The organism is Micromonospora sp. NBS 11-29, assembly GCF_002140155.1.
Lineage (GTDB): Bacteria > Actinomycetota > Actinomycetes > Mycobacteriales > Micromonosporaceae > Micromonospora.
Map to the genome: position 1 here is coordinate 108444 of NZ_NAPR01000031.1, position 26190 is coordinate 134633.

The 26190-nt window shown below is 74.7% G+C and carries 21 protein-coding genes and 3 pseudogenes; 2 read left to right on the top strand and 22 right to left on the bottom strand.

Translation table 11 applies throughout. The features are described from left to right. From cmk to ald, 7 genes and pseudogenes are all read right to left on the bottom strand, one after another. Positions 1-672: (d)CMP kinase (cmk, locus tag B1205_RS27425; RefSeq protein ID WP_089158256.1), on the bottom strand; the 672-nt coding region annotated here is incomplete at its 3' end. Between the two features lie 176 nt (positions 673-848). Continuing rightward, positions 849-1619, bottom strand: a complete 771-nt coding sequence (locus tag B1205_RS27430) for a pseudouridine synthase (RefSeq protein WP_089158229.1) — start codon at positions 1617-1619, stop codon at positions 849-851. Beyond that, positions 1606-2523 carry an SMC-Scp complex subunit ScpB gene (gene scpB / locus B1205_RS27435; protein ID WP_089158230.1) on the bottom strand — a complete coding sequence of 306 codons (918 nt, stop codon included), beginning with the start codon at positions 2521-2523 and terminating at the stop codon, positions 1606-1608. The genes B1205_RS27430 and scpB overlap by 14 nt, the downstream gene beginning before the upstream one ends. A 4-nt stretch (positions 2524-2527) precedes the next feature. Beyond that, entirely contained in the window at positions 2528-3598 is a 1071-nt protein-coding gene (locus tag B1205_RS27440) for a segregation and condensation protein A (RefSeq protein WP_254910257.1), read from the bottom strand. Positions 3599-3639: 41 nt separating this feature from the next. After that, positions 3640-4508: pseudogene (locus tag B1205_RS27445) on the bottom strand (ParA family protein). Between the two features lie 229 nt (positions 4509-4737). Next, the gene (locus B1205_RS27450) at positions 4738-5718 is read right to left on the bottom strand and encodes a site-specific tyrosine recombinase XerD (RefSeq protein WP_089158257.1); all 981 of its coding nucleotides are present in this window, start codon (positions 5716-5718) and stop codon (positions 4738-4740) included. Then, on the bottom strand, positions 5715-6830 hold the full coding sequence (gene ald / locus B1205_RS27455) for an alanine dehydrogenase (RefSeq protein WP_089158231.1): 1116 nt from the start codon (positions 6828-6830) through the stop codon (positions 5715-5717). The genes B1205_RS27450 and ald overlap by 4 nt, the downstream gene beginning before the upstream one ends. A 289-nt stretch (positions 6831-7119) precedes the next feature. On the opposite strand from ald, the gene B1205_RS27460 reads away from it, so the two are divergent. After that, the gene (locus tag B1205_RS27460) at positions 7120-7371 is read left to right on the top strand and encodes a TM2 domain-containing protein (RefSeq protein WP_089158232.1); all 252 of its coding nucleotides are present in this window, start codon (positions 7120-7122) and stop codon (positions 7369-7371) included. A gap of 70 nt (positions 7372-7441) precedes the next feature. Here B1205_RS27460 and B1205_RS27465 read toward each other — a convergent pair whose 3' ends face one another. The 13 genes and pseudogenes from B1205_RS27465 to B1205_RS27525 all read right to left on the bottom strand — a co-directional run bounded on the left by B1205_RS27465 (position 7442) and on the right by B1205_RS27525 (position 23069). Further along, a complete protein-coding gene (locus tag B1205_RS27465; RefSeq protein ID WP_089158233.1) occupies positions 7442-8047 on the bottom strand; it encodes an NUDIX domain-containing protein in 606 nt (201 codons plus the stop codon). Then, a complete protein-coding gene (locus tag B1205_RS27470; RefSeq protein ID WP_089158234.1) occupies positions 8044-9789 on the bottom strand; it encodes a CTP synthase in 1746 nt (581 codons plus the stop codon). The genes B1205_RS27465 and B1205_RS27470 overlap by 4 nt, the downstream gene beginning before the upstream one ends. Before the next feature lie 307 nt (positions 9790-10096). Continuing rightward, positions 10097-12562 carry a hypothetical protein gene (locus B1205_RS27475; RefSeq protein WP_254910258.1) on the bottom strand — a complete coding sequence of 822 codons (2466 nt, stop codon included), beginning with the start codon at positions 12560-12562 and terminating at the stop codon, positions 10097-10099. After that, positions 12562-13695: a glycosyltransferase family 4 protein gene (locus B1205_RS27480; protein WP_089158235.1), complete on the bottom strand. Its 1134-nt coding sequence runs from the start codon at positions 13693-13695 to the stop codon at positions 12562-12564. Before B1205_RS27480 ends, B1205_RS27475 begins: the two co-directional genes overlap by 1 nt. Then, positions 13692-15389, bottom strand: coding sequence for a murein biosynthesis integral membrane protein MurJ (gene murJ / locus B1205_RS27485; RefSeq protein ID WP_089158236.1), 1698 nt, complete (start codon positions 15387-15389; stop codon positions 13692-13694). Before murJ ends, B1205_RS27480 begins: the two co-directional genes overlap by 4 nt. A 1-nt stretch (position 15390) precedes the next feature. Next, on the bottom strand, positions 15391-16254 hold the full coding sequence (locus B1205_RS27490; protein ID WP_089158237.1) for a hypothetical protein: 864 nt from the start codon (positions 16252-16254) through the stop codon (positions 15391-15393). Between the two features lie 59 nt (positions 16255-16313). Next, positions 16314-17255, bottom strand: a complete 942-nt coding sequence (locus B1205_RS27495; protein ID WP_089158238.1) for a copper transporter — start codon at positions 17253-17255, stop codon at positions 16314-16316. A 27-nt stretch (positions 17256-17282) separates the two neighbouring features. After that, complete coding sequence (steA, locus tag B1205_RS27500; protein WP_089158258.1) at positions 17283-18461, bottom strand: putative cytokinetic ring protein SteA; 1179 nt, start codon at positions 18459-18461, stop codon at positions 17283-17285. Positions 18462-18579: 118 nt separating this feature from the next. After that, positions 18580-20332 (bottom strand): annotated as a pseudogene (gene recN, locus B1205_RS27505) (DNA repair protein RecN). Positions 20333-20457: 125 nt separating this feature from the next. Next, a complete protein-coding gene (locus B1205_RS27510; protein ID WP_089158239.1) occupies positions 20458-21342 on the bottom strand; it encodes an NAD kinase in 885 nt (294 codons plus the stop codon). Beyond that, positions 21339-22187, bottom strand: a complete 849-nt coding sequence (locus B1205_RS27515) for a TlyA family RNA methyltransferase (RefSeq protein WP_089158240.1) — start codon at positions 22185-22187, stop codon at positions 21339-21341. Before B1205_RS27515 ends, B1205_RS27510 begins: the two co-directional genes overlap by 4 nt. Positions 22188-22214: 27 nt before the next feature. Then, positions 22215-22409 (bottom strand): annotated as a pseudogene (locus tag B1205_RS33205) (hypothetical protein); the annotation flags it as partial. A 42-nt stretch (positions 22410-22451) separates the two neighbouring features. Continuing rightward, positions 22452-23069: a phasin family protein gene (locus tag B1205_RS27525; RefSeq protein WP_089158241.1), complete on the bottom strand. Its 618-nt coding sequence runs from the start codon at positions 23067-23069 to the stop codon at positions 22452-22454. A 111-nt stretch (positions 23070-23180) separates the two neighbouring features. On the opposite strand from B1205_RS27525, the gene B1205_RS27530 reads away from it, so the two are divergent. Then, positions 23181-23516, top strand: coding sequence for an SCP2 sterol-binding domain-containing protein (locus B1205_RS27530; RefSeq protein ID WP_089158242.1), 336 nt, complete (start codon positions 23181-23183; stop codon positions 23514-23516). Positions 23517-23529: 13 nt separating this feature from the next. Here B1205_RS27530 and B1205_RS27535 read toward each other — a convergent pair whose 3' ends face one another. Both B1205_RS27535 and B1205_RS27540 read right to left on the bottom strand, forming a co-directional pair. Next, a complete protein-coding gene (locus B1205_RS27535) occupies positions 23530-24507 on the bottom strand; it encodes an HAD-IIA family hydrolase (RefSeq protein ID WP_441338582.1) in 978 nt (325 codons plus the stop codon). A 71-nt stretch (positions 24508-24578) separates the two neighbouring features. Then, positions 24579-25577: a tetratricopeptide repeat protein gene (locus tag B1205_RS27540; RefSeq protein WP_254910261.1), complete on the bottom strand. Its 999-nt coding sequence runs from the start codon at positions 25575-25577 to the stop codon at positions 24579-24581. Positions 25578-26190 lie beyond the last annotated feature (613 nt).

Consider the following 26190-nt stretch of genomic DNA (forward strand, 5'->3'; position numbering starts at 1 on the left):
ACCCCGCTCGGTGAGGAGATCGCGCAGGCGGGTGACGACCTCGTCGATGCCCAGCTCGGTGGTGTCCAGCACCACCGCGTCGGGGGCCTGCTGGAGCGGGTTCACCGTGCGGGTCGAGTCGAGGCGGTCCCGCCGGGCCAGGTCGGCGGCGGTGGCCGCCACGTCGGCGGCGTCCTCGGCGCTGCGCCGCTGCGCGCGGGCCGTCTCGGAGGCGGTCAGGTAGACCTTCAGGTCGGCGTCGGGGGCCACCACGGAGCCGATGTCCCGGCCCTCCACCACGATCCGGCCCGCCTCGGCGATCATTCGCCGCTGCCGGTCGACCAGCAGCTCCCGTACCGCGCCGACGGCGGCCACCGCGGAGACCGCGCCGGTCACCTCGGGGCCGCGAATGGCGGTCGCCACGTCGGTGCCGTCGACGGTCACGGCGTACCCCTGGGGGTCGGTGCCGATGCGCAGGTCGGCCTCGCCGGCGACCTTGGCCACCGACTCGGCGTCGGTCAGCTCGACGCCGGAGCGCAGGACCGCCCAGGTCAGCGCGCGGTACATGGCGCCGGTGTCGAGGTAGCGTGCGTCGAGGCTCACCGCCAGTCGCCGCGACACGGTGGACTTTCCCGAACCGGACGGCCCGTCCACAGCGACCACGCATCGCCCGGCCGGTACGTTTTCCTCCACCGTTGTCCTCCTCAGCCCGTACCTCGCGGGTCGCCGGAATGTCCGGCGCCGTTGAGCGGATGGTGTTCCTCGTCGTCAATCATGCCCGCGCCGCGCGGGCAGCCCCCTCGGGGGCGCGAGCGCCGGCCCGCGGACCGCGTCGAAGCCTACCGGGAGCCGTACCCCGTCCGACGGGGTCAGTCACCCACGGCCTTGAACAGGGCGGCGACCTCCGCGTTGGTCAGCCGCCGGGTGCGCCCGGCGCGCAGGTCGCCGAGGCGGATCGGACCGATCGAGGTACGCACCAGACGGCTCACCGGGTGCCCCACCTCGTCGAACATCCGGCGGACGATGTGCTTGCGCCCCTCGTGCAGGGTGACCTCCACCTGGGCGGTCTTGCCCAGCGTGTCCACCACCTTGAACGCCTCGGCCCTCACCGGCCCGTCCTCCAGCTCGACGCCGGCGGCCAGGCGCTTGCCGAGGTTGCGCGGGATCGGCCCGGACACCTCGCACAGGTAGGTCTTCGGCACTCCGAAGGAGGGGTGCATGAGCCGGTGCGCCAGCGTCCCGTCGTTGGTGAGCAGCAGCAGGCCCTCGCTGTCCGCGTCGAGCCGCCCGACGTGGTAGACCCGCTGCTCGACCCGGTTGCCGAGGAAGTCGGAGAGCGCCGCGCGTCCCTTTTCGTCCGCCATGGTGGAAACCACCCCGCGCGGCTTGTTCATGGCCAGGTAGACCAGGCGGGTGTCGACCTGCAACCGCTCCCCGTCGACGTGGATCACGTCCTGGGTGGGGTCGGCCCGGTCGCCGAGCTGCGCGACCCGGCCGTTGACCGTGACCCGCCGCCGGAAGATCAGGTCCTCGCAGGCCCGCCGCGAACCCACCCCCGCGGCGGCGAGCACCTTCTGCAGGCGCTCGGCGCCCTCGTACACGGGGGCGTCGGGCTTCGGGGCACGGTCATCGCGTCGCATCGGCAAGCTCTTCTACGTCGTCGGGCAGGAACGGGGCCAGGGGCGGCAGGTCGTCCACCGAGTTGAGCCCCAGCTTCTCCAGGAACAGGGTGGTGGTCCGGTAGAGGAACGCACCGCTGTCCGCCTCGGTGCCGCACTCCTCGACCAGGCCGCGACCCACCAGGGTACGGAGCACCCCGTCGCAGTTGACACCCCGGATCGCCGAGATGCGGGAACGGGTCACCGGCTGGCGGTAGGCGACCACGGCGAGGGTCTCCAGCGCGGCCTGGGTCAGCCGGACCGACTGCCCGTCCAATACGAACCGCTCGACGTAGGTGGCGTATTCCGGCCGGGTGTAGAGACGCCAGCCACCCGCGGCGCGGCGCAGCTCGAACCCGTGCCCGGCCGTCGTGTAGCCGCCGGCGATCTCGTCGAGCATCGCGCCGACCCGCGCCGGGGCCTGCTCCAACACCTCGGCCAGCACCAGCTCGCTCACCGGCTGGTCCACCACCAGCAGGATCGCCTCCAAAGCGCCGCGCAGCTCCGCGTCGTCGAGCACCGGCGCGGGCGCCGGCTCCGCCGCCACCCGGCGCCTACCCCGCTTCCCGGGTACGTCGTCAGCGCCCCTCTCGCTTCCCGAGATCTTGGTACGGTCCCGCCCCTCCAGGGGCGCTCCGGTACCAAGATCTCGCTCCGCCTCGCCTGTCGACGAGATCTTGGAGGAGTTCGGCCCCTCTGGGGGCCTGTTGCTTCCAAGATCTGCGGGGGGATCGAGGTCTTGGGCCGATGGACGGTCGGCGGGGGGGCCGGCGGGTGACTTGGGCTCGTTGGTGGAGGGCGGCTTGGGCGGGGTGGGACGCTCCCACGGAGGGATCCAGGCGGCGGCCTGGTCGGCCAGCGAGTCTCGTCGCTCCTCGTCGCTCATCGGGTCACTCCTGCGTCGGTGCGATCGGGTCCGCGCCGTCAGCGTCAGCGTCAGCGTCAGCGGGGAGGCTGCCGTCGGCGGGGCGGACGGCGGTGTCGGAGAGGGTGGGCTCGACGAACCCGCCGTCGCCGGGTACGCCGGCGGCGGGAGCGGCGGCAGGCGGGACGTCCACGGCGGGGGCATCGGCCGGGGCGGACATGCCGGCGGGTGCGGTGTCGGGAGAGCCGGCGTACTCGTCGACGGTCAGGTCGGCCCCGCCGTCGGCGGGACCGGTCCAGCGCACCGTCAGCTCCTCCAACGCCTCTTCCTGCACGAACGCGACCAGTCCCTGCCGATACAGCTCCAACAGCGCCAGGAACCGCGCCACCACCTCCAGCGTCATCTCGCAGTCGGCGCACAGCAGCGAGAACGTGGCGACCCCGGCGCGGCGCAACCGGTCGGCGATGATGCCGGCGTGTTCGCGGACGCTGACCCGGACCATGTGCACGTGCGCGATGGACACCTCGGGCACCGGCTTCGGGCTCATCGCCCGGACCGCGAGCTTCAGCAGCCGCTGCGGGCCGATGCCGAGCACCAGGTCGGGCAGGGCCTCGGCATACCGGGGCTCCAGGGTGACCGCCCGCGGGTAGCGCCGGCCGCCGACCGCCTCCAGTCCGGCGATGTACGCCGCCGCCTCCTTGTACGCCTTGTACTGCAGCAGCCGGGCGAAGAGCAGGTCCCGCGCCTCCAGCAGCGCCAGGTCCTCCTCGTTCTCCACCTCGGCCGAGGGGAGCAGCCGGGCCGCCTTGAGGTCGAGCAGGGTGGCGGCGACCAGCAGGAACTCGCTGGTCTCGTCCAGGTCCCACTGGTCGCCCATGGCCCGCAGGTACGCGATGAACTCGTCGGTGACCTTGTGCAGGGCGACCTCGGTGACGTCCAGTTTGTGCTTGCTGATCAACTGGAGCAGCAGGTCGAACGGGCCGGTGAAGTTGTCCAGCCGGACGGTGAAGCCCCCGGTCTCCTCCCCCACCGCCGGAACCGCCTCGGCGACGGGGTCACCGAGGTCGTGCGGCGGGTCGAGGGGCGGCGCGGTCACCGGGAAACCGTAGTCGACGCGGCCGGCGGTCGGTGTGTGGCCTACCGGTCCGTCTCGGCGGCGATGACCTCCCGGGCGAGCTGCCGGTAGTTGCGGGCGCCGGAGGAGGCCGGGTCGAGCGTGGTGATGGGCGCACCGGCCACCGTCGACTCGGGGAACTTCACCGTCTTGGTGATCACGGTCTGGTAGACCTTGTCGCCGAACGCCTCGACGACCCGTTGCAGCACCTGGCGGCAGTGGGTGGTGCGGCTGTCGTACATGGTGGCGAGGATGCCTTCGAGTTCGAGGTCGAAGTTGAGCCGTTCGCGCACCTTGTCGATGGTGTCCAGCAGCAGCGCCACCCCGCGCAGGCTGAAGAACTCGCACTCCAGCGGGATGAGCACGCCGTGCGCCACGGTGAGCGCGTTGATCGCCAGCAGACCCAGCGAGGGCTGGCAGTCGATCAGGATGAAGTCGTATTCCTTGCGGATGGTCCGCAGCACCCGGGCCAGGGCCATCTCCCGGGCGACCTCGTTGACGAGCTGTATCTCGGCGGCGGAGAGGTCGATGTTGGCCGGCAGCAGGTGCAGACCGGCCACGTCGGTCTTGATCAGGACGTCCTCGGCGGTGACGTCGTCCTGCATGAGCAGGTTGTAGACGGACAGGTCGAGGTTGTGCGGGTTGACGCCGAGCCCGACCGAGAGCGCGCCCTGCGGGTCGAAGTCGACCAGCAGCNCCCGACGCCACCCTTCTGGTTCGCCATGGCGATGATCCGCGCCGGGCCGTGCCGGTCGGTCGGCATCGGCTCGGGGATCGGCTTGCGCATCGTGTACGCGGCCGGGTCGGCGGGGCCGAGGTCGGCACCGAGCGTCGCCTGCTGCTCACGGAGCTCCGACGTCCAGGTCTCGGCACGGTCACCGTTTCCTGCCATGTCCTCGTTGCCCCCTCCCGACGACCACCCGGCGTCGGAGCCGTCCGACGTCCCTCGCGGCGCCGCTGCGCACCCCCGGTCCGTCACACCTGGAGGCCCGCGCCGATGCCGACTGTACGCCACGGGCCAGCAGCGCGTTCGGCACCGGGTCGGCGTGTCGGCCGGCCGTCAGGCGGTGCCTTCTCCGCTCGCGACTGCGGGGCTCGCAAACCCGGCTCACTCCTCGCGCTCACCGCACGGCACGCGGGTGGGCGGTGGCGTACACCTCGCGCAGCCGGTCCACCGTGACCAACGTGTACACCTGGGTGGTGGTCACCGACGCGTGCCCGAGCAGTTCCTGCACCACCCGCACGTCCGCGCCGCCGTCGAGCAGGTGGGTGGCGTACGAGTGGCGCAGCGTGTGCGGGGAGACCGCGTCGGGTCCGTCGACCGGCAGGCCGGCCCGGTCGGCGGCGGCGCGCAGCACCCCCCAGGCGCCCTGCCGGGTCAGCGGTCCGCCGCGGGCGTTGACGAACAACGCGTGGGTGCCCCGCCCGGCGGCGAGCAGCGCCGGGCGGCCCCGGACCAGCCAGGCGCGCACCGCGTCGGCCGCGTACCCGCCGACCGGCACCAGCCGGGTCTTGCCGCCCTTGCCGCGCAGCAGCACGGTTCCGGCGTCGAGGTCGAGGTCGTCGACGGCCGCGCCGACCGCCTCGGAGACCCGCGCGCCGGTGCCGTACAGGAATTCCAGCAGCGCCCGGTCACGCAGCGTGCGGGGCTCGGCGTCGCCGGCCGGGCCGGCGGCCGCCAGCAGCCGGACCACGGCGTCGACCGGCAGCGCCCGGGGCAGCCGGCGCGGCGGCGCGGGCGGGCGGACGTCGCGACCGGGGTCGCCGCCGGCCAGCCCCTCGCGCAACGCGAAGCGGTGCAGGCCGCGCACGGCGCTGGCCGCGCGGGCGGTGGAGGAGACGGCCAGCGGCGGGTGCTCGTCGTCGCCGGCGCGCAGCCGGGCCAGGTGGGCCTCGACCTGGGCGACGCCGGCGGCGGCCAGGTCGGTCACCCCGGCGGCGGCCAGGGTGGTGAGGTAGCGGTCCAGGTCCCGACGGTACGAGGCGAGCGTGTTCGCCGACAGCCCACGCTCGACGGTGAGGTGGTCCAGGTAGCCCCGGACGGCGCGACGCAGGGCCGGCGCGGGTTGCGCGCCGGCCCGGTCGGTCGCGGATCCGGTCAGCTCAGCACCTCGGCCAGCGGCAGCACGTCCAGGCCGTGCGCCTCGGCGACCGGGCCGTAGACCACCCGCCCGTCGTGGGTGTTCAGGCCCAGCGCCAGCGCCGGGTCGGCCCGCAGGGCCCCCCGCCAGCCCTGGTCGGCCAGTTCGAGGGCGTACGGCAGGGTGACGTTGGTCAGCGCGTAGGTGCTGGTGTTCGGCACCGCGCCGGGCATGTTCGCCACGCAGTAGAAGATCGAGTCGTGGACCTTGTAGACCGGTTCGGCGTGCGTGGTGGGGCGCGAGTCCTCGAAGCAGCCGCCCTGGTCGATGGCGATGTCGACGAGCACGCTGCCCGGCTTCATCCGGGACACCAGCTCGTTGGAGATCAGCTTCGGGGCCTTCGCGCCGGGCACCAGCACCGCGCCGATGACCAGGTCCGCGTCGAGCACGGCCCGTTCGATCTCGTACGCGTTGGAGGCCACGGTCTGCAGGTGGCCCCGGTAGATGGCGTCGGCGGAGCGCAGCCGGGCCACGTTCTTGTCCAGCAGCAGCACCTCGGACTGCAGGCCGAGCGCGATGGCGGCGGCGTTCAGGCCGGACACGCCGGCGCCGATGACCACGGTCTTGGCCGCGTACACGCCGGAGACGCCGCCGGGCAGCACGCCCCGCCCGCCGCCGGTGCGCATCATGTAGAACGCGCCGACCTGCGGGGCGAGCCGTCCGGCCACCTCGGACATCGGGGCGAGCAGCGGCAGCGACCGGTCGGGCAGCTCGACCGTCTCGTACGCGATGCCGGTGACCTTCTTCTCGACCAGCGCGTCGGTGCACTCGCGGGAGGCGGCCAGGTGCAGGTAGGTGAAGAGCACCTGCCCCTCGCGCATCCGGTGGTACTCCTCGCCGATCGGCTCCTTGACCTTGAGCACCAGCTCGGCGGTGTCCCAGACCTCGTCGGCGGTGGCCAGGATCTTCGCGCCGGCGGCGGTGAACTCCTCGTCGGTGATGCTGGAGCCGACCCCGGCGCCGGCCTCGACGAAGACCTCGTGCCCGTGGCGGGTGAACTCGTTGACGCCGGCCGGGGTGATCGCCACCCGGTACTCGTGGTTCTTGACCTCGCGGGGGATTCCGACCTTCACGATGCAGACACCTTCCTCCGGGGCGGCTCACCCCCGACAGCGCGGCGCCGCGACGGCTCCGTTGCCGACGCGGTCCACCGGTCCCGCCGGCGGCAGTCTAGGCGCGTGGCGGACCCGGGGACGCCAACACAGTGACATCCGGTCGCCGGTGGTGCTGACGGTGTGTCAGGCATGGACCGGGCTGGGCGGTGGAGACCGCCTCAGCCGACAGGACAGACTTCGGGAATCTCTTCCCACCAACGAGCGCCGGTGCGGACAGGACCCGAGTGGATCACTATGGTGTCCGCTCATGACCACTCCTTACCAGCAGCACCCGTACGGCGTCTCGGACAAGAGCAAGGTCGTCGCGGGCGTACTCCAGATCCTCCTCGGCGGCTTCGGTGCCGGCCGGTTCTACATCGGCGACACCAAGACCGCGGTGATCCAGCTCGTCGTCACTCTCGTGACATGCGGTGTGGGCAGCCTCTGGGGCCTGATCGACGGCATCCTGATCCTGGTCAACGGCGGCGTCGACGCCCAGGGGCGCCCGCTGCGCGACTGAGCGGGACGGGCACGGAAGGGGCCGCGCGGGCGAGACGCCCGCGCGGCCCCTTCGTCGTCCGGCGCTCGGGTCAGCGCGGCAGTGGCGTCTCCGGGCGACGCAGCTCGGTGAAGTCGGTCTCCCGGGCCCGGGCGGCGGCGAGCAGCCCGGCCACGCAGGACGCGTTGGTGATCTCACCGGCCAGCACCATCCGGACTGCCTCGTCGAGGTCGACCCGGACCACCTGGAGGTCGGCCTCCTCGTCGTGCCGGTCGTGCCGCTGATCGGCGGGCACGTCGGTGAGGTCGCGGGCCAGGAAGACCCGGACCACCTCGTCGGAGAAGCCGGGCGAGCTGTGCAGGTCGACCAGCACGTCGACGCGCCCCGCGGCCAGGTCGGCCTCCTCGGCCAACTCCCGGGCCGCCGCGGCGGCCAGGTCCTCCCCGCTGACGTCCATCAGCCCGGCGGGAAGCTCCCACAGATGTCGGCCGACCGGGTGCCGGTACTGGCGGATCAGCACCACCCGGCCGGCGTCGTCGAGGGCCACCACGGCCACCGCGCCGACGTGCCGGACGTAGTCGCGGGCCGCGGTCCCGCCGCCGGGCATGGTCACGTCGTCGCTGACCACCGAGAAGATCCGGCCGGACCAGATGTCCCGGTGCGCGGTCACCTCGTACCGGTGCGCCACTCCACTCACTTCGCCGCCGCCTTCGCGCCGCCGTTGCGGCCGGCCTTCTTCGCCGCGGCGGCCTCCGCCGGCCCGTCCAGGTCGACCGGGAGCTGGTCGGCCTCGGAGTACGCGACCGCGGCGCCGACGAACGCCGCGAACAGCGGGTGCGGGCGGGTGGGGCGGCTCTTCAGTTCCGGGTGCGCCTGGGTGGCGACGAAGAACGGGTGCAGCTCGCGGTCCAGCTCGACGAACTCGACGAGCCGGCCGTCGGGCGAGGTGCCGGAGATGGTCAGGCCGGCCTTGGTGAGCTGGTCGCGGTAGGCGTTGTTCACCTCGTACCGGTGCCGGTGCCGCTCGCTGACCTCGGTGCTGCCGTACGCCTCGGCCACGATCGACCCCGCGGTCAGCTTCGCCGGGTACGCCCCGAGCCGCATCGTGCCGCCCAGGTCACCCCGGCCGGCGACGATGTCCTCCTGGTCGGCCATGGTGGCGATGACCGGGTGCACCGCCTCCTCGTCGAACTCCAGCGAGTTCGCCCCGTCGAGGCCGGCCAGGTGGCGGGCCGCCTCGATGGTCATGCACTGGAGGCCGAGGCAGAGGCCGAGCAGCGGGATGCCGTTCTCCCGGGCGTAGCGGGCGGTGCCCACCTTGCCCTCGATGCCGCGTACCCCGAACCCGCCGGGGATCACGACGCCGTCCACGCCGGCCAGGGCGGCGGCCGCGCCGGCCGGGGTGACGCAGTCGTCGCTGGGCACCCACTTGAGCTGCACCCGGGCCCGGTGACCGAAGCCGGCCGCCCGGATCGCCTCGCTCACCGACAGGTACGCGTCGGGCAGGTCGACGTACTTGCCGACCAGCGCCACGGTCACCGTGTGGCGGGGCTGGTGTACCCGCTCCAGCAGGTCGTCCCAGCGGGTCCAGTCGACGTCGCGGAACGACAGGCCGAGCCGGCGCACCACGTAGGCGTCCAGGCCCTCCCGGTGCAGCACCTTCGGGATGTCGTAGATGCTCGGCGCGTCCGGGGCGGCGGTGACCGCCTCCCGGTCCACGTCGCAGTAGAGCGACAGCTTCTCCTTGACCTTGTCCGGGATCGCGCGGTCGCAGCGCAGCACCAGCGCGTCCGGCTGGATGCCGATGCTGCGTAGCTGCGCCACCGAGTGCTGGGTCGGCTTGGTCTTCAGCTCGCCGGAGGGCGCCAGGTAGGGCACCAGCGAGACGTGCAGGTAGAAGCAGTTGTCCCGGCCGAGGTCGTGGCGGATCTGGCGGATCGACTCCAGGAACGGCAGCGACTCGATGTCGCCGACCGTGCCACCGACCTCGGTGATCACCACGTCCGGGACCTGACCGTCGGCATCCGGGTCGGCCATGCCGAGGATGCGGGCCTTGATCTCGTTGGTGATGTGCGGGATGACCTGGACGGTGTCGCCCAGGTATTCGCCGCGCCGCTCCTTGGCGATCACCGCCGAGTAGATCTGCCCGGTGGTGACGTTCGCCTTGCCGGAGAGGTTCCGGTCGAGGAACCGCTCGTAGTGGCCGACGTCGAGGTCGGTCTCGGCGCCGTCCTCGGTGACGAACACCTCGCCGTGCTGGAACGGGTTCATCGTGCCGGGATCGACGTTGAGGTACGGGTCGAGCTTCTGCATCACCACGCGCAACCCGCGGGCGGTGAGCAGGTTGCCGAGGCTGGAGGCGGTGAGGCCCTTACCCAGCGAGGAGGCGACGCCCCCGGTGACGAAAATGTGCCTGGTCGTCCGTGCTGAAGGGGCCAAGGCCTGCTCCCGTGTCGTCCGTAGCGGTCGTGCGAACCGCCGTGCCGATCAGCCAAGTGATCACGCGATCCACGGGATTCCACGGTAACACCTCCCGGACGGTGAGCTGGCGTCGCACCCGCTGTCGGCGCACGTGAGGGCCCGTCCGAGTGAGTTCACGGACCCGTTGGCGGCCGGGTCCACGCCGCCGGCAGTTCTGATCGACTCCGGTACGCCGAAGTGGCGGCATCGCCGAACCGCGGATCCCGCCACCTCCCCGAACCGGCGCGCGGGCCACCGGTTCGGGGTCCGGGCAGGGCCGGGGTGGTCAGCTCGCGGTTGTCCTGGTCGGGGTCGGCGCGGGCCCCCGGGGCGCCGGCACCGCACCCGTCCCGGGTTCCGCGGTCACCGTCCGGCCGGAAGCACCACCCCCGTCCCCTTGCGCACTACCCGGCGCGGTCGGGACCCCGCTCCCCCCGGGTCCCGGCCGAGGTCCGTCCGACGCGGTCGGGCCGTCGGCCACGGAACCGCCCGGGGACGCGGCACTGCCCCGGCCGTCCGGCAGGGCCACGCTCTGCGGGCCGTCCGGCGGGGCCGCGCTCTGCGGGCCGCCCGGCCGGGCCGCGCCGGCGGGACCGGGACCGCCCGGCGGCGCCGCCCCGCCCGCGCCACCCTCCCCGCCGGGACGCCCGCTGTCCGGCTGGGTGCGGTCGGTGGAGTGGTCGAGCACCCGCAGCGCGGCCAGCGCCGCCATCGGCACCACCAGCGCCGCCGCCGCCCCGGCCACGTCCAGCGCCGCGCCGCCCAGCACGCCGCCGAGGCCGGCGGCCACACCGGTGCCGGCCATCGCCGCCCGGATCGCCGGGTAGATGCCGAACAGCCGCATCAGGCCGCCCCACGGCTGGAGCAGAGCCAGCCAGACCAACGCGGCCCCGGCCAGGGCGAGCACGGTCAGCGGGCTGTCCACCAACGTCTGGAAGTTCGAGGTGCTGGAGCGGTGCACGGTGAGCCCGCCGGTGCCGTCGCCGAGCGCGGCCAGGAAACGGCCGAGGCTGCCCCGCTCGGTTGCCGGGCGGCGCAGGTCGACCAGGGCGAAGCCGATGGTGACCGCCAGCCCGGCCATGGTGGCCCAGGCCAGGCGGCTGACGGTCAGCCAGCCGCCGGTGCAGATCGCCGCGGCCACGCTCACCCCGGCGGTGAGCGCGATCGCGCCGATCGAGTCCGCGCCGAGGTAGGGGCTGCCCACGATCACCACGGCGCTGCCGCCGACGGCCACCATCACGGTCGGCCGCCAGCCCCGTCGGACCCGCTGGGCCAGCCAGCCGCCGCACAGCAGCGCACCGGCGATGAACACGCCCAGCCCGACGGTGCCCAGGCCGGCGTACCGGCCGCCCTCCAGCGCGGAGTAGCCCACCACGCCGTTGAGTTGCAGCCGGGAGCCGGTGAGCACGTCCACCCCGACCACCAGGCTGGCCAGCCCGGCCACGGCGCCCAGCGGCCCGAGCGTACGGTCGTGCCCGGGGGTGAACCGGACCGCGGCGGTGCCGCCGACGATGAGCAGGGCGGTCACCGAGGCGAACCACCAGCCGGCGTGCTGCCCGCTCCACCACGGCACGGCGTCGGCCAGCAGCGCCGCCGGCACCGCCAGCGCGGCGGCGACCAGCAGCAGCTCCACCACCGCCACCACGCGTCGAGACACCGGCTCGGGCCCGTGCGGGCCGGCGTGCCGGCGGGCCCGGCGCAGCAGCGGCAGCACCGCCACCGCGAGGACCAGCTGGGCGGCGGCGAGGACGGTGAAGAACCAGCCGGCGACCCGACGCTGGGCCGCGGCCTCCCGGTCGGCGCCGGCCGGCGCCTCGATCGCGGTCCGCAGGTCGTCGGGACGGCCGTCGACCGTCACGGCGGGCCGGCCGAGGAAGGCCCGCTCCGGCATCGGCCGGCCGAGCGCGGCCAGCGCGGTCGGCGCCAGGTCGACCAGTTGCAGGTAGCCGGCGCGGGCGGTGCTGGGCGAGGTCAGCCAGCCACCGTCCCAGCCGGGGCCGTCCGCGACGGCGACGTGCAGCCGCGCCGGGGTGGCCGTGTCGGAGACGCCGGCGACCAGCACCAGCGAGCGCGGCGGCCGGGCGGCGAGCACCCGGGCGAGGCGGGTGTCGGCCTGCCGCGCCTGGGCCGCCCGCACGGCCGGGTCGTCGTCGTCGACCGTGCCCACGTCGACGATGCTCAGCACGCAGGAGCCGAGCAGCTCCGCCGGGTCCTCGGGCAGCGTCGGCGCGTACCGGTCGACCCGGCCGAACGGGCGGGCGGCGGCCACCGCGGCGCCCGGACCGACCGCCACCGAGCAACGCACCGACTCGGCCAACGCGCCCGGCGTGGCGCCCCACGCCAGCTTCTCCTGGTTGTGCGCGACGACGCCGGGCTGGTCGGGCAGGTTGGCGCCGATCCCGTCGGGCTGCTCGACGGTCACCCCGGTGGCCGGGCAGCCGCCACCGGGCCGGGTGCCGTTCCAGGCGGCGAAGTTCCCGGCGCCGAGGGTCAGCCAGCCGTCCACCGGGCAGGTGGGCCGGTGCGCCGACCGCACCGAGAGCGAACCGATCGTGCCCCGCTCGGCCATCCGCCACAGCGTCGGGGTGTTGCGCGGGTCCACGTCGTCCCAGCGCAGGCCGGCCGCGCCGACCAGCACCACGTAGTCCGCGCTGGGTCGGGGCGTGCCGCCGTCCGGGCGGGCGGCCAGCGCGGTGATGCCCAGCGCCACCACCACCAGGGTCAGCAGCACCGGGGTCAGTCGGCGCAGCATCAGCGGTTCCCCGTGGAGAGCTGGGGCGTCAGCTCGGCGTAGAGGTCGACGAGGGCGGCCACCGTGTCCGCCTCGGTGGGCCAGGTCGCGGCCCGGGCCGCGCCCCGGCGGCCCAGCTCGGCGCGGCGCGGCGGGTCGTCGAGCAGCGCGCGCACCGCCGCGTCGACGGCGTCCACATCCCCGGCCGGCACCAGCACCGCCGCGTCGCCGACCAGCTCCGGCAGGCCACCGACCGCGGTCGCGACCAGCGGTACGCCGGCCCGCAGCGCCTCCTGCGCGAACAACTGGCGGGCCTCCCAGTCGCTGGTGACCACCGCCAGGTCGGCGCCGGCCAGCAGGTCCGCCACGTCGGTGCGGTGCCCCAGCAGGGTGACCGGGGCACGGGCGGCCGAGATCCGGGCGGCCAGCGGCAGGTAGGCCGGTCCGCTGCCGGCGATCACCACCAGCGGGGCGGGGGTCCGGGTCCGCCACCGGGCGGCGGCGTCGATCAGCACGTCGTACCGTTTCTGCGGGTGCAGCCGGCCCACCGAGAGGATCAGCGGGCGGTCGGCGGTGGCGCCGAACTCGGCCCGTACCGCGGTGCGGCGGCGGCGCGGCGCGGGCAGCGCCGGCGCGGCGACCGGGGCCAGCCGCGCGTCCGCCGCGCCCAGCGCGACGGCCCGCTCGACCAGGTCGGCGGAGGCGCCGAGGGCGACCCGGACGGACCGGGCGACGACCCGCTCGACCAGCCGGGACAGCGTGCCGCGCAGCCCGCCGGCGAGGACCGCGTTGTGCCAGGTGACCACCAGCGGGGCGGCCGGGCGGGCGAGCGCGGCGACCAGGCCGGCGCGCAGCCCGTGCGCGTGCACCACGTCGACCGGCGTCTGCGCCAGCGCCCGGCGCAGCGCGGTGACCGCGCGGGCGTCGGCGGGGGTGGGGTTCGCCGGGATCTCCACCGGGGTGAACCGGGCACCCGTCGCGGTGAGGTCGAACTGCTCCTGGACCGCGGTCGGGCCACAGACCAGCACGGACGCGCCGGCCTCGGTGAGCCCCCGGGCGATCGAGCGGACGTGCTGACCCACTCCGCCGGTGCTGGAGGCGAGCACCAGGGCGACCGACCCGGGCCAGCGCGGTGCCGGCGAGGCGTCCGTCATGAGGAAACGATCTCCTTTCCGTCGCCCCGCTCGCCGGGGTGCCGCTCCGAAGGCGGGTCGTCGGCCGCACCGCCGGGTCGCCGGCGCCGCAGCCGGCGGGTCACGGACGCGAGCAGCGGCCGCAGGTCGCGGGCGTCGGTCAACCAGGCGACGGCGAGGAACAGGACGCCGACCACGACCCCGGACAGCATGCCCTGCGCGAGGGCCTGGATCGTCGTCGGGGTACCGTCGCCCAGCCCGCCGAGGCCCCGGGCGGTGGCCGCCCCGCCCGCCGCGGCGACCGCGGCGGCCAGCAGCCCGGCGACGCCGGCCCGGCCGACGCCGACCAGCGCCTCCCGGCCGGCGGCACGCCGCACCGCGCCCAGCAGCAGCGCGCCGAGCAGCACCATGCCGGCGGAGGTGCCCAACGTCACCGCGAGCACCCGGTCGGCCAGCGGCAGCGCCTGACCGAGCAGGACCGCGAGGGCGGGCACGCTCAGCCAGCCGACGGCGGTGGCGACCCCGGCGGACCGGGTCTCACCCCGCGCGTAGAGCGCCCGGGTCAGGACCGCGAACAGGCCGTAGCCGAGCAGGCCGGGGGCGAATCCGGCGATCCCCGCCGCGGCGGTCCGAGCGTCGACCGGATCGGGGAAGAAGAAGTGCCCGACCGGGATCGCGGTGCCGACCAACGCGGCGGCGCCGAGCAGGCTGAACAGCACGACCCCCCGGACCGCCGGCGCGAGGGTCTCCCGGTAGGCCCGCTCGTCACCGCTGGCCCGGGCCGCCACCAGGGTCGGGTACGCGGCCACGGCGAGCGGTACGGCCAGCACCGCCCACGGCAGGAAGTAGACCGTCTGGGCCAGGTTGTAGACACCGACGTCGGCGACCCGGCCGTAGGTGACCTGGTTGAGCGTGACGGCCAGGGCGACCTGCTGGGCGGCCACGGTGACCACGCCGGCGCCCACCAGCCCGCCGACCCGGGCCCGCGCGTCGCCCGGGAAGCGGTAACCCGGCCGCAGCCGCAACCGCAGCCGGCGCAGCGGGACCAGCAACGACAGCGAGAGCACCACCACGCCGAGAGTGGTGCCGCCGGCGAGCAGCAGTTCCCCGCCGCGGCCCGCGTCGCCGATGGTGGCCCGCCGCCCCTCCACGGCGGTGAAGCCCAGGTAGACCGCGATGACGGTGAGGCTGGACAGCAGCGGCGCGAGCACCGGCCAGGCGAAGCGGCGGTGCGCCTGGAGCACCCCGGTGAGCACGATCCCCACGCCGTACAGCGGTAGTTGCGGCGCGAACACCCGCAGCATCCTCGCCCCGGCCGCCTGCCGGACCTCGCCGAGACCGGGGCCGAGCAGTCCCATCAGCGGGTCGGCGAACAGCGCCACCAGCACCGCCAGCGAGACCAGCAGGCTGAGCGTCCAGGTCAGCAGCGCGCCCGTGGTGGCGGCCACCGCCCGCCGGTCGCCCGCCGCGACGGCGCCGGCCAGCAGCGGTACGACGAGACTGGCCAGCGCTCCCCCGGCGACGATCTCGAAGATGAAGTTCGGGACGTAGTTCGCCACCAGGTAGGCGCCGCCGAGGTCGGTGGGGGCCAGCGTCCAGGTGAACACGGCGGTGCGACCGAAGCCGGCGAGCCGGCTGACCACGGTGAGGACGGCGATGAGGGCGGCCGCCCCGGCGACACGGCCGGCGGCGGCGACGGGTGCCGGTTTCGTCACGTCAGTCGACGCGCCGGCCCAGCTCGTCGAGGTGCCGCAGCCCCGGGGTCCGCTGGATGACCTGGGTGAAGCTGACCTTCTCGCTGGCGGCGGTGAGCGCGGCGAGCACGGCCAGCACGCCGGCCCGGCCGACCGGCCCGGTGCGCGCGGCGAGGCTCACCCCGAGCAGGGCGCCGAGCGCGTTGGCGCCGCTGTCGCCGACCATCACCCGCTCGCCGAGGTCCTCCCGGAGCAGGCCGGCCGCCGCACCGACCGCGCCGGCCGCGATGCCGCCGTACGGGCCGGTGGACAGCGGGGCGCCGAGCAGCAGGCCGGACTTCAACGCCCGCCCGGGGCGCAGGTCGAGCAGGTTGACCAGGTTGGCGGTGCCGGCGACCACGCCGGCGCCGAGCAGCACGTCGAGCCCGCGGCCGAGCGCGCCGGCGCGCTGCCGGCGCGGATGCCCGGCGACCCGCCGGTCGGCGGCGAGCAGCGCCGCGGCGCCGAGGCCGGCCAGTCCCACCCCGGCGACCTTGACCAGCCCGGCGGTGACCTGCCCCGCACGTAGTGCGGCGAGGTGCCCGGCGAAGCCCTTGGCGGCCTTCTGCTCGGGCCGCGCGCCGACCACGTCGTCGTAGAGCCCGACCGCGCCCGCGCCGACGCCGGCCAGCAGCGCCGCGGCACCGGCCGGTGCGCTGCCGGCGCCGAGCGCGCCCGCGGTCGCCGCGCCCACGGCCAGGGCGGGACCGGCGGCCAGGGTGACGGTGCGGCCCCGGAAGTTGGTGCGCTCCAGCCCGGGCGCGCCCGGCGACGTGCGTACCTCGCGCAGCACGTAGCGGGCGGTCCACACGCCCGCGCCCACGGCCAGCAGCCGACCCAGTCTCACGCGACCCCTCCGATCCGGACTCTCGACGCGACGCGGTACGGACCGGGCGGCCCGTACGGTCACTGGGGCAGTTTAGGCAGCCGGGCCACCGCGTTGTCGCCCACGCCGTACTGTCCGGCCTTCTTCCCGCTCAACTGCTCGGCCAGGGCGAGGCTGGTGACCATCTGGCCCTGCACCGTGTTCGCGTTGTCGACGGTCGAGATGGTCTGCGACAGGACCGGGTCACCGCGGACCACGGCCACCAGGTTGCCGCCGGTCGAGCCCATGCCGGCGACCACGAGCGCGCCGGCGCGGTCGAACTGCTCGGCGACCTTCACCACCGACTCGTCCTTCTTCCCCGAGTCCTTGTCCACGTACGGCTGGCCGGTCACCAGCACCACCGCCTCGGCGGCGACGGCGATCCGGTCCTCCGGGGTGAGGTAGCCGGCCGCCACGTACTGCTGGAGAACCGTGCGCCGGTCGGTGTCGCTCACCACGGGGCTGCCCGCCGGGCGGTCCAGCAGGACGTTGGCGAGCAACGCGCTGGAGGTCTCCACACCGTGCCCGTTGCCGGGCAGGCTGGCGGCGAGGGCGCTGTTCGGTCGGGCGGCGGTGACCGCCAGCTCGAGCAGTTCGTTGTTGCTGTCCGGGTTGATGAACTTGTCCTGCACGTTGACGCGACCGGTGACGTCGGCGCCGGCGGTCCGGAGCATCTTGAGCACGCCCTCGGTCTGGTCCCGGCCGTTGGGCAGGCTGAGCACCACCACGCGGCGGTTGCTGAGCTTGCCGGGCAGGACGAACTGCGCCACCTCGCCGACGAAGTCCTCCTCGGTCTCCAGCTGCTTCTGCATGCTGTTGACCGACTGGCGCATCAGCGAGTTGTCCTTGCGCAGTCCGTTGACGTTTTCCCGGAGCGAGTCGGCGACCGGGCCGTTGAGGGCGGCCGTGCCGACCACCAGGCCGATCGCCAGCGCGAGGAAGACCGCGGTCAGGGACACCACGTGGTAGCGGAAATTGATCACGCTTGCAGCCTCTTGATCGTCGGGGAGCTAGAAGAGCTGGCCGAGCTGGAACACGAAATTGTCCCACCATTCGGAGACCACGCCCAGATACGCCTTCCCGATGGTGGAGACCGCCACCGCGGACGCCATCGCGGCCACCGCCGAGAGGACCAGCAGCAGCAACGAGGAACCGGAGATGCTCTGCCGGTAGAGCCGGCTGACGCCCTTGGCGTCGACCAGCTTGCCGCCCACCTTCAGCCGGGTCAGGAACGTCGACGCCATGCCGCCGCGACCCTTGTCGAGGAACTCCACCAGGGTGGCGTGGGTGCCGACGGCCACCAGCAGTGAGGCACCCTTCTCGTCGGCCAGGAGCATGGCGAGGTCCTCGCTGGTGGCCGCCGCCGGGAATGTGATCGCCGGCACACCCAGGCCGTTGACCCGGGCCAGGCCCGGCGCCCGCCCGTCCGGGTAGGCGTGCACGATCACCTCGGCGCCGCAGCGCAACACGTCGTCGGTGACCGAGTCCATGTCGCCGATGATCATGTCGGGGGTGTAGCCGGCCTCGACCAACGCGTCCGCCCCGCCGTCGACGCCGATCAGCACCGGCTTGAACTCCCGGATGTACGGGCGCAGCACGTCCAGGTCGGCCTTGTAGTCGTAGCCACGGACCACGATCAGGCAGTGCCGGCCCCGCACCTGGGTCTGGATCTCCGGCACGCCGACGCCGTCGAGCAGCAGGTCGCGTTCCTGCCGGAGGTAGTCCATCGTGTTGGCGGCGAACGCCTCCAACTGCACCGACAGCCCCTCCCGGGCGTCGGCCATCGACTTCGCCACCGTCTCGGCGTCCTGCAACGCGCCGTGCGCGACCGGTTCCGTGCCGACGAAGACCGTGTTGCCCTCAATACGCACCAGGTCGCCCTCGCGAACCTGCTCGAAGACGCCCTCGCCGAGATCGTCGAGCAACAGGATACCGGCCGCGATCAGCACCTCGGGGCCGAGGTTGGGGTAACGCCCGGACACCGACGGCTTGGCGTTGAGCACCGCGGCGACACCCACCGCGACGAGCGAGTCGGCGGCCACACGGTCCAGGTCGACGTGGTCGATGACCGCGATGTCGCCCGGACGCAGGCGCCCGACCAGCCGTTTCGTCCGGCGGTCGAGGCGTGCGGCACCGAGGATGGAGCCCGGTTCCGCGTTCCGGGTCCGGCGCAGTGTGGGTAGACGCATCGTGACCATCCTGGCATGTGAGGCAGGTAAAGCTGTCGCGACATGCCTGAGCAGGGCCGCCTACCCAGGGAAGCACACCGGAGCGCGCCCCGGTGTGCTTGCGCTCACAATCGGGGCATCACAGACGTCTTTCCTTGGCCGCCACGGCCAGGAGCTCCTCGGCATGGGCGATACCCAGATCAGAATCCGGCAAACCGGCAAGCATCCGGGCCAGCTCCCGGGACCGCTCGGTGTCCTCCACCACGCGGACGCCGCTTGTGGTCACCGCGCCGCCGGTGTCCTTCGCCACCACCAGGTGCCGGTCGGCGAACGCGGCGACCTGCGGCAGGTGGGTGACCACGAGCACCTGGTGGCTGCGGGCCAGCCGGGCCAGCCGCCGGCCGATCTCCACCGCGGCCTGGCCGCCGACGCCGGCGTCCACCTCGTCGAAGACCAGCGTGGGCGGACCGCCGGAGCCGGCGAAGACCACCTCGATGGCCAGCATCACCCGGGACAGCTCACCGCCGGAGGCACCCCGCTGCAACGGCAGCGCCGGCGCCCCCGGGTGGGCCAGCAACCGCAGCTCGACCTCGTCCGCGCCGTCCGCGCCGACACCCGCCTCGACGCCGTTGACCGGCAGGCTCGGCTCCGCCCGCCCNCCGCGGCAGCACCGCCACCTCGACCCGGGCGTGCGGCATGGCCAGCCCGGCCAGCTCGACGGTGACCGCCTCGGCGAACCGGACGGCGGCCTCCTGCCGGGAGGCGGAGACCCGACCGGCGAGATCGGCCACCTCACCGGCGAGCCGGGCCGCCTCGCGGTCCAGCTCGTCCAGCAGCTCGTCGGAGGTGTCCAGGTCGGCGAGGCGGACCCGGGCCCGCTCGGCCCAGGCCACCACGCCGTCCACGTCGTCGGCGTACTTACGGGTGAGCGTGCGCAACGCGGCCCGCCGCTCGTAGACAGTCTGGAGACGCGCCGGATCGGCGTCCAGCGCGGCCAGGTAGGTGGACAGCTCGGCGGCCACGTCGGTGACCAGGGTCGCCGCCTCCTCCAGCCGCGCCGCCAGCTCACCGAGCGCCGGGTCGGTGCCGGCCTGCGCCTCCAGCGTGCGCCGGGCGGTGCCCAGCAGCACGGTGGCGTCCGGCGTGTCGTCGGTCGTCTCCACCCCACCGGCGACGCACTGCTGCGCCACCTGGGCGGCGGTGCGCAGCCCCTCGGCGTGCTCCAGCCGCTGCGCCTCCGCCTTCAGCTCGTCGTCCTCCCCCGGCTGCGGGTCGACCCGGGTGATCTCGTCGAGGCCCAGCCGGAGCAGGTCGGCCTCCTGGTGGCGCTCGCGGGCGTTGCGGCGCCGATCGGCCAGGTCGTCGACCACCGTCCGCCACCGCCCGTACGTCTCGCGCAGCGCGTCGAGGAGCTTCTCGTGCTCGGGGCCGGCGAACCGGTCGAGCGCGGCCCGCTGCTCGGCCGGACGCAGCAGTCGGAGCTGGTCGGACTGGCCGTGCACGGCCAGCACCTGCTCGCCCACCTCGCCGAGCGTCGCCACCGGCATGCTGCGCCCGCCCAGATGGGCGCGGGACCGGCCCTCCACGGTGACCGTGCGGCTGAGCAACAGCGAACCGTCGTCGTCGGGCTCACCACCGGCGTCGATGATGCGGGCGTGCACCGACTCGGCCACCCGGCCGCGCAACCGCAGCCGCCCCTCCACCAGCGCGCGGCCCGGCTGGGCCCGCACCCGGCCGGCGTCGGCGCGGCCGCCGAAGAGCAGGCCGAGGCCGGTCACCACCATCGTCTTGCCGGCCCCGGTCTCGCCGGTGATGACGTTCATCCCCCCGGCCAGCGGCAGCGTGGTGTCCTCGATGACGCCCAGTCCGGTGATGCGTAGCTCTTCCAGCACAGCACCCGACAGTAGCCCCGCCCTGCGACAGTTGACCAGCCGGCACGGCGACGGTGAACACCGACGACCGGGCGAAGTGGTCGGAGCGCCCCGGCCGGCCCCTGACCGCCGGGCCGCGTCGGCGGTCAGCGGCGGCTGCCGCGCCAGCCCTGCACCGGCAGGTCGAACTTCGCCACCAGCCGGTCGGTGAACGGGCGCGCCTGCAAGCGGACGATGCGCACCGGCAGCGCGCCACGACGCACCGTGACCCGGGCGCCGGGCGGCAGGTCGTAGACCCGCCGACCGTCGCAGCAGAGCACCGCGAGGGTGGTGAACGGGTCGACGGTGATGGCGAACGTGGACGTCGGCGAGGTGACCAGCGGGCGGCTGAACAACGCGTGCGCGCTGATCGGCACCAGCAGCAGCGCCTCCACCTCCGGCCAGACCACCGGCCCGCCGCCGGAGAACGCGTAAGCCGTGGAACCGGTCGGGGTCGCGCAGACCACACCGTCGCAGCCGTACCGGGACAGCGGTCGGCCGTCCACGTCGACGAGCAGCTCCAGCATCTGGGCGCGCTCGCCCTTCTCCACGCTGATCTCGTTGAGCGCCCACGACTCGATGGTCGGCCCGCCCTCGAACTCGGCGGTCACGTCGAGGGTGAGCCGTTCGTCCACCGTGTAGTTGCGCCCCACCACGTCACGCACCGCGATGTCCAGGTCGTCGATCTCCGCCTCGGCCAGGAAACCCACCTTGCCCAGGTTGATGCCGAGCAGCGGCGCCTTGGCCGGACGGGCGAGCTCCGCAGCGCGCAGGAACGTCCCGTCCCCGCCGAGCGCGAAGACGATCTCCGCCCCCTCGGCCGCCTCCGGGCCGGTCACCGGCACCACGCCGGGCAGGTCCAGGTCGTCGGCCTCCTCGGCCACCACCCGCACCTCGAACCCGGCCGCGATCAGGTCGGCGGCCACGGCGCGGGCGTGCTCGGTGCTGCGCCGACGGCCGGTGTGCGTCACCAGCAGCGCGGTGCGACTCACCCGGACACCTCCTCGGTCGTTACCGCCGTCGTGGCGGCACCCTGCGGGCCCGCGGCCACCACCGCGCGCACCCGTTCGGCGTCGGCGGCGGGCGCGCCCCGGCGCAACCATACGAAGAACTCGACGTTCCCGCTCGGGCCGGGCAGCGGGCTGGCCGCCACGTCGGCCAACCCGAGACCGAGCCGCGCGGCGGCGGCGGCCACGTCGAGCACCGCCTCGGCCCGCAACGCCGGGTCACGCACCACACCGCCGGCGCCGACCCGGTCCTTACCGACCTCGAACTGCGGCTTCACCATGAGCGCCAGGTCGCCGTCGGGCCCGGTGCACCCGCAGAGCGCCGGCAACACCAGACGCAGCGAGATGAACGACAGGTCGGCCACCGTCAGGTCGACCGGCCCGCCGATCGCCTCGGGCGTGAGGGTACGCACGTTGGTGCGCTCGAAGACCCGTACCCGCTCGTCGTTGCGCAGCGGCCAGGCGAGCTGCCCGTAGCCGACGTCCACGGCGACCACCTCGGCCGCGCCGGCGCGCAGCAGCACGTCGGTGAAGCCGCCGGTGGAGGCGCCCGCGTCCAGACAGCGTCGGCCGGTCACGGCCAGCCCGCCCGGCGCGAACGCGGCGAGCGCGCCGGCCAGCTTGTGACCGCCGCGGGAGACGTACTCCTCCGCCGGGTCCTCGCCGGTGACCAGCAACGGGTCGGCGGGGTCCACCATGGCGGCGGGCTTGCGGGCCGGAACCCCGCGCAACTGGACCCGACCGGCCTCCACCAGCGCGGCGGCCTGCTCACGGGAGCGGGCCAGGCCGCGGCGGACGAGTTCGGCGTCCAACCGGGTACGACGAGCCATCGGGTCCGTTCTCCGCCTCTGCCCTGCTCAGGCCTGGTCGATGCTGGCGAGCGTCTCGCGCAGCGTCTCGTACGCCGCCTCGTACTGGGCGACCTGGTCCGCCGGGGCGAGCGCCTCGGCGTTGGCCATGCCCCGCACCGCGGCGTCCACCGCCGGGTGCCGCGCGTCGCCGATCTCGTCGAGCGGCGCCGGCCGTACCCCCGGGGTCGGCCCGGGACGCGGACCCGANCGGGCCCGGCGGCGGACCGGGCCGGAAGGGCGCGGTCACGAGCCGGCCGCCCGGCGCCCGGTGGCCTTCTTCGCCGGCCGGGGCGACCCGGTGGACGACCGGTCGGTGGGCTCGGCCGGCGGTCCTCCCCCGGGCACGACCGGCGACGGGTCGGCGGACGTGCGCACGACCGTCGCCGCGGGCTTCCTCGCGATCGCCTTCTTCGCCACGGTCTTCTTCGCCACGGCCTTGGTGGGTGTCTCCTCGGCGGACGCCGAGTCGGCCAGGGCGGACGCCGTCGCGGTCGATGGCGCTCCGCCCGCCGGCGGGGCGGACTCGGACCGCGCGGACGAGCCGGCCGGCTCCGGGGCGGTGCGCGCCTCGCGCAACTGCCGCTCCAGGTCGTGCACCCGGCGGGTCAGCTCGGCGACCTCGTCGGCGGTGGCCAGCCCGACCGCGCCGAGCGCCCGGTCCACCTCGAAGCGGACCAGCTTGGTCAACGCCTCGCGGTTCGCCAGACCGGTGGCGACCAGCTCCTCGGCCAGCGACTGGAGCTGACCGGCGGTCGCGCCGCCCTGGCCGACCACGCGCTTCACCGCGTCCTGCGCCTTCTTCCGGGGCGCCTCCGTCAGGCCCATGGCCAACTCGAGGTAGGCGCGCCACGCGTCCTGCATGCCTGAGTCCTTCCGCGGAGCGAGGTGTGCAGGTGCCACGCTACCGGGCACCTGAGACGCTCCACTGCGGTACGGTGCCGGGAACGGTGTGGCTCGTGGTGAGGAGACGATGTGGCCAGCGTGGACGAGTGCCGGCAGGCGTTGCAGGACCTGGCCGCCCGGCTGGACCAGCACGCCGAGGCGCAGGGGCGGATCGACCTCGACCGCACCCTCGCCTGCCGGATCACCGATCTGGGCACCGCCTTCCACGGCCGCCTCGAAGGCGGCCGATTGACCGGCCTCACCGACGGCGACGACCCGAAGGCCAAGATCGCGCTGAGCACCGGCAGCGACGACCTGGTCGCCCTGGTGCACGGCAAGCTCGACATCATGTCGGCGGTGGCCGCCCGGCGGATCTCCGTCAAGGCCAACCCGTTCGACCTGATGAAGCTCCGCAAGCTGCTCTGAGCGGCCCGCCCGGTCAGCCGTCGAGGCCGAACGCGGCGAGCGCCTCGGCCGCCGCCGGGGACGCCGCCCGCACCCTCGGGCCGGCCGGCGTCGACCAGGCCACCGCACAGAGCGCCGCGAGCGCGTCCAGCGGCCGTCCCGCGCCGTCGAGGACGAGGTCCCCGTCGGCCGTCGTCGCCGACCAGCCGCCGGTCTCCGGCCGGCCGGGCACCGCCACCACGGCCGCCGGGTCGAAGAGCCCCGCCAGGTCGAAGGCGACGTACGCCGGCCGGCGCGGCTCGGGCGCGGCCAGCAACTCGGCCGCGTCGCTGACCCCGGTCAGCACCAGCAGGCTGTCCAGGCCGGCCCGGCGGGCGCCCTCGATGTCGGTGTCCATCCGGTCGCCCACCACCAGCGTCCGCCCGGTCCCGGCACGGCGGGCGGCGGTCGCGAACAGCGCCGGCTCCGGTTTGCCCACCACCACGTCGGGGTCCCGGTCGAGCGCGGTACGCAGCACCGCCACCAGCGAACCGTTGCCGGGCAACGGCCCCCGAGGGCTGGGCAGCGTACGGTCGGTGTTGGTGGCGTACCAGGGTGCACCCGCCCGTACCGCCAGAGAAGCCTCGGCCAGGTCGGACCAGCCGACCTGCGGTCCGTAGCCCTGGGCCACGGCGGCCGGTTCCTCCTCGGCCTTCGACACCGGCCGCAGGCCCACCGCGCGCAACTCCGCCCGCAGCGCCTCCGCGCCGACCACCAGCACCGGCGCACCGGCCGGCAGTCGGTCGCGGAGCAGCTCGGCGGTGGCGGCCGCGGAGGTCAGCACCTCCGCCGGCTCGGCCGGCACGCCCATGCCCGTGAGCAGGTCGGCCACCTCACTGGAGCGGCGGGAGGCGTTGTTCGTCGCGTACGCGACCGCCCNACCGACCGCCTCGACCGCGCCGGGGATGGGCCGGTCGATCAGATAGATGACCCCGTCCAGGTCGAAGACGACCAGGGCGTACGCGTCGACCAACCGCCCACGCGTCCCGGTGTCGTCGCCCCGCTCCCGACCCGCGCCGGAACCGGTCTCGGGGACGTGCCCGGTCACCGGCGCTCCGCCGCCTCGTCCCCACCGGCCGGGACGTCGCCGGTCCCTGCCCGTCCGCCCGCCGGCTGCGCCGGGGCCCCAGCGGAGGACGTGGTGAGCGCGCCGGCCTCGGCGTCGGTCAGCTCGTCGTCGGACAGGTCACCGCCGTCGCGGTCCCGGTACCCGCCGTCGGTGTCGACGCGGTCACCGGTCCGCCCGGCGTCGCCGCCGTCCTCGTCGGTCTCTCCGGCGTCGTCGAGGTCGTCGTCCTCGTCTTCGTCAAGGTCGTCATCGTCCTCGTCGAGGTCCTCGTCCGCGTCGTCGAGGTCGTCGGTGTCCTCGTCGCGGGCGTCGGTCTCGTCGGAGCGCTCGGTCGACGCGGCGGGGCCGTCCGGTCCGCCCTCCGGCTCGTCCTCCTCGTCGTCGCCCTCGATGACCACGCCGTCCAGCTCCAACAGCCGCTCCGCGGCGTCGGTCTCGCCCTCGGCGTCGACGTCGGCGGCCCGGGAGAACCACTCCCGCGCCTCCTCGCGCCGGCCGACCGCGAGCAACGCGTCCGCGTACGCGTACCGCAGCCGCGCCGCCCACGGCTCGGTCGAGTCGTTGGTCAGCTCGCGGAGCTGGAGCATCGCCACAGCCGCGTCCTTCTGCCCCAGGTCGCCCCGCGCGCCGGCCGCCACGATCAGCAGCTCGACGTCGACGGCCTGGTCGAGCTTCTCCCGGTCCGCGCCACGGAACAGGTCGATCGCCCGCTCCGGCCGGCCCAGCGCCCGCTCACAGTCGGCAAGCACCGCGAGGTGGCTCTGCAGGCCACTCATCCGGTGGTACGTCCGCAGCTCGGCGATGGCCGTCTGCCACTCCCCCGCGTGGTACGCGGCCAGCCCGACGGCCTCCCGCACGGCGGCGATCCGCGAGGCGAGCCGACGGGCCGCCATGGCGTGCGCCAGCGCCAGCGTCGGGTCGTCGTCGATCAGCAGCCCGGTCGCGACCAGATGCCGGGCAACCGTCTCCGCCACCGGCTTGGCGAGGGAGAGCAGCTCCGCCCGGACGGTCGAGTCGAGGTCACTCGCGACCACCTCGTCCGGCAGTTCCGGCGCCTCACCGGTACGCCCCTCGCCGCGCTCGTCCTGGCGCTCGCGCTGCGGGCCGTAGGCGCCCGCCCGGCGGTCGTCCCGCTCCGGCCGGTCGCCGTAACCACGGCGCTCCCCGTCCCGCTCACTACGTGCTCCCCGGTAGCCGCCGTCGCGGCGCTCCCCACCGGCGTATCCCTCACGGCGGTCGCCGCCGCGGTAGCCGCCCTCACGGCGCTCGCCACCGCCGGCGCGGTCGTCCCGACGGAACCCCCCCTCACGGCGGTCCCCGCCCCGGAACCCACCGTCCCGGTCACCGCTTCGGAAACCGCCCTCGCGACGCTCGCCGCCACCGGCACGGTCGTCACGACGGAATCCACCCTCGCGGCGGTCACCGCCCCGGAAGCCACCGCCTTCACGGCGCTCACTGCCGGCGTATCTCTCACGGCGGTCGCTGCCACCGGCACGGTCGTCCCGGCGGAAGCCACCCTGGCGGTCGCCGCTGCGGAAGCCACCGTCCCGGTCACCGCCACGGAAACCGCCCTCACGGCGCTCGCCG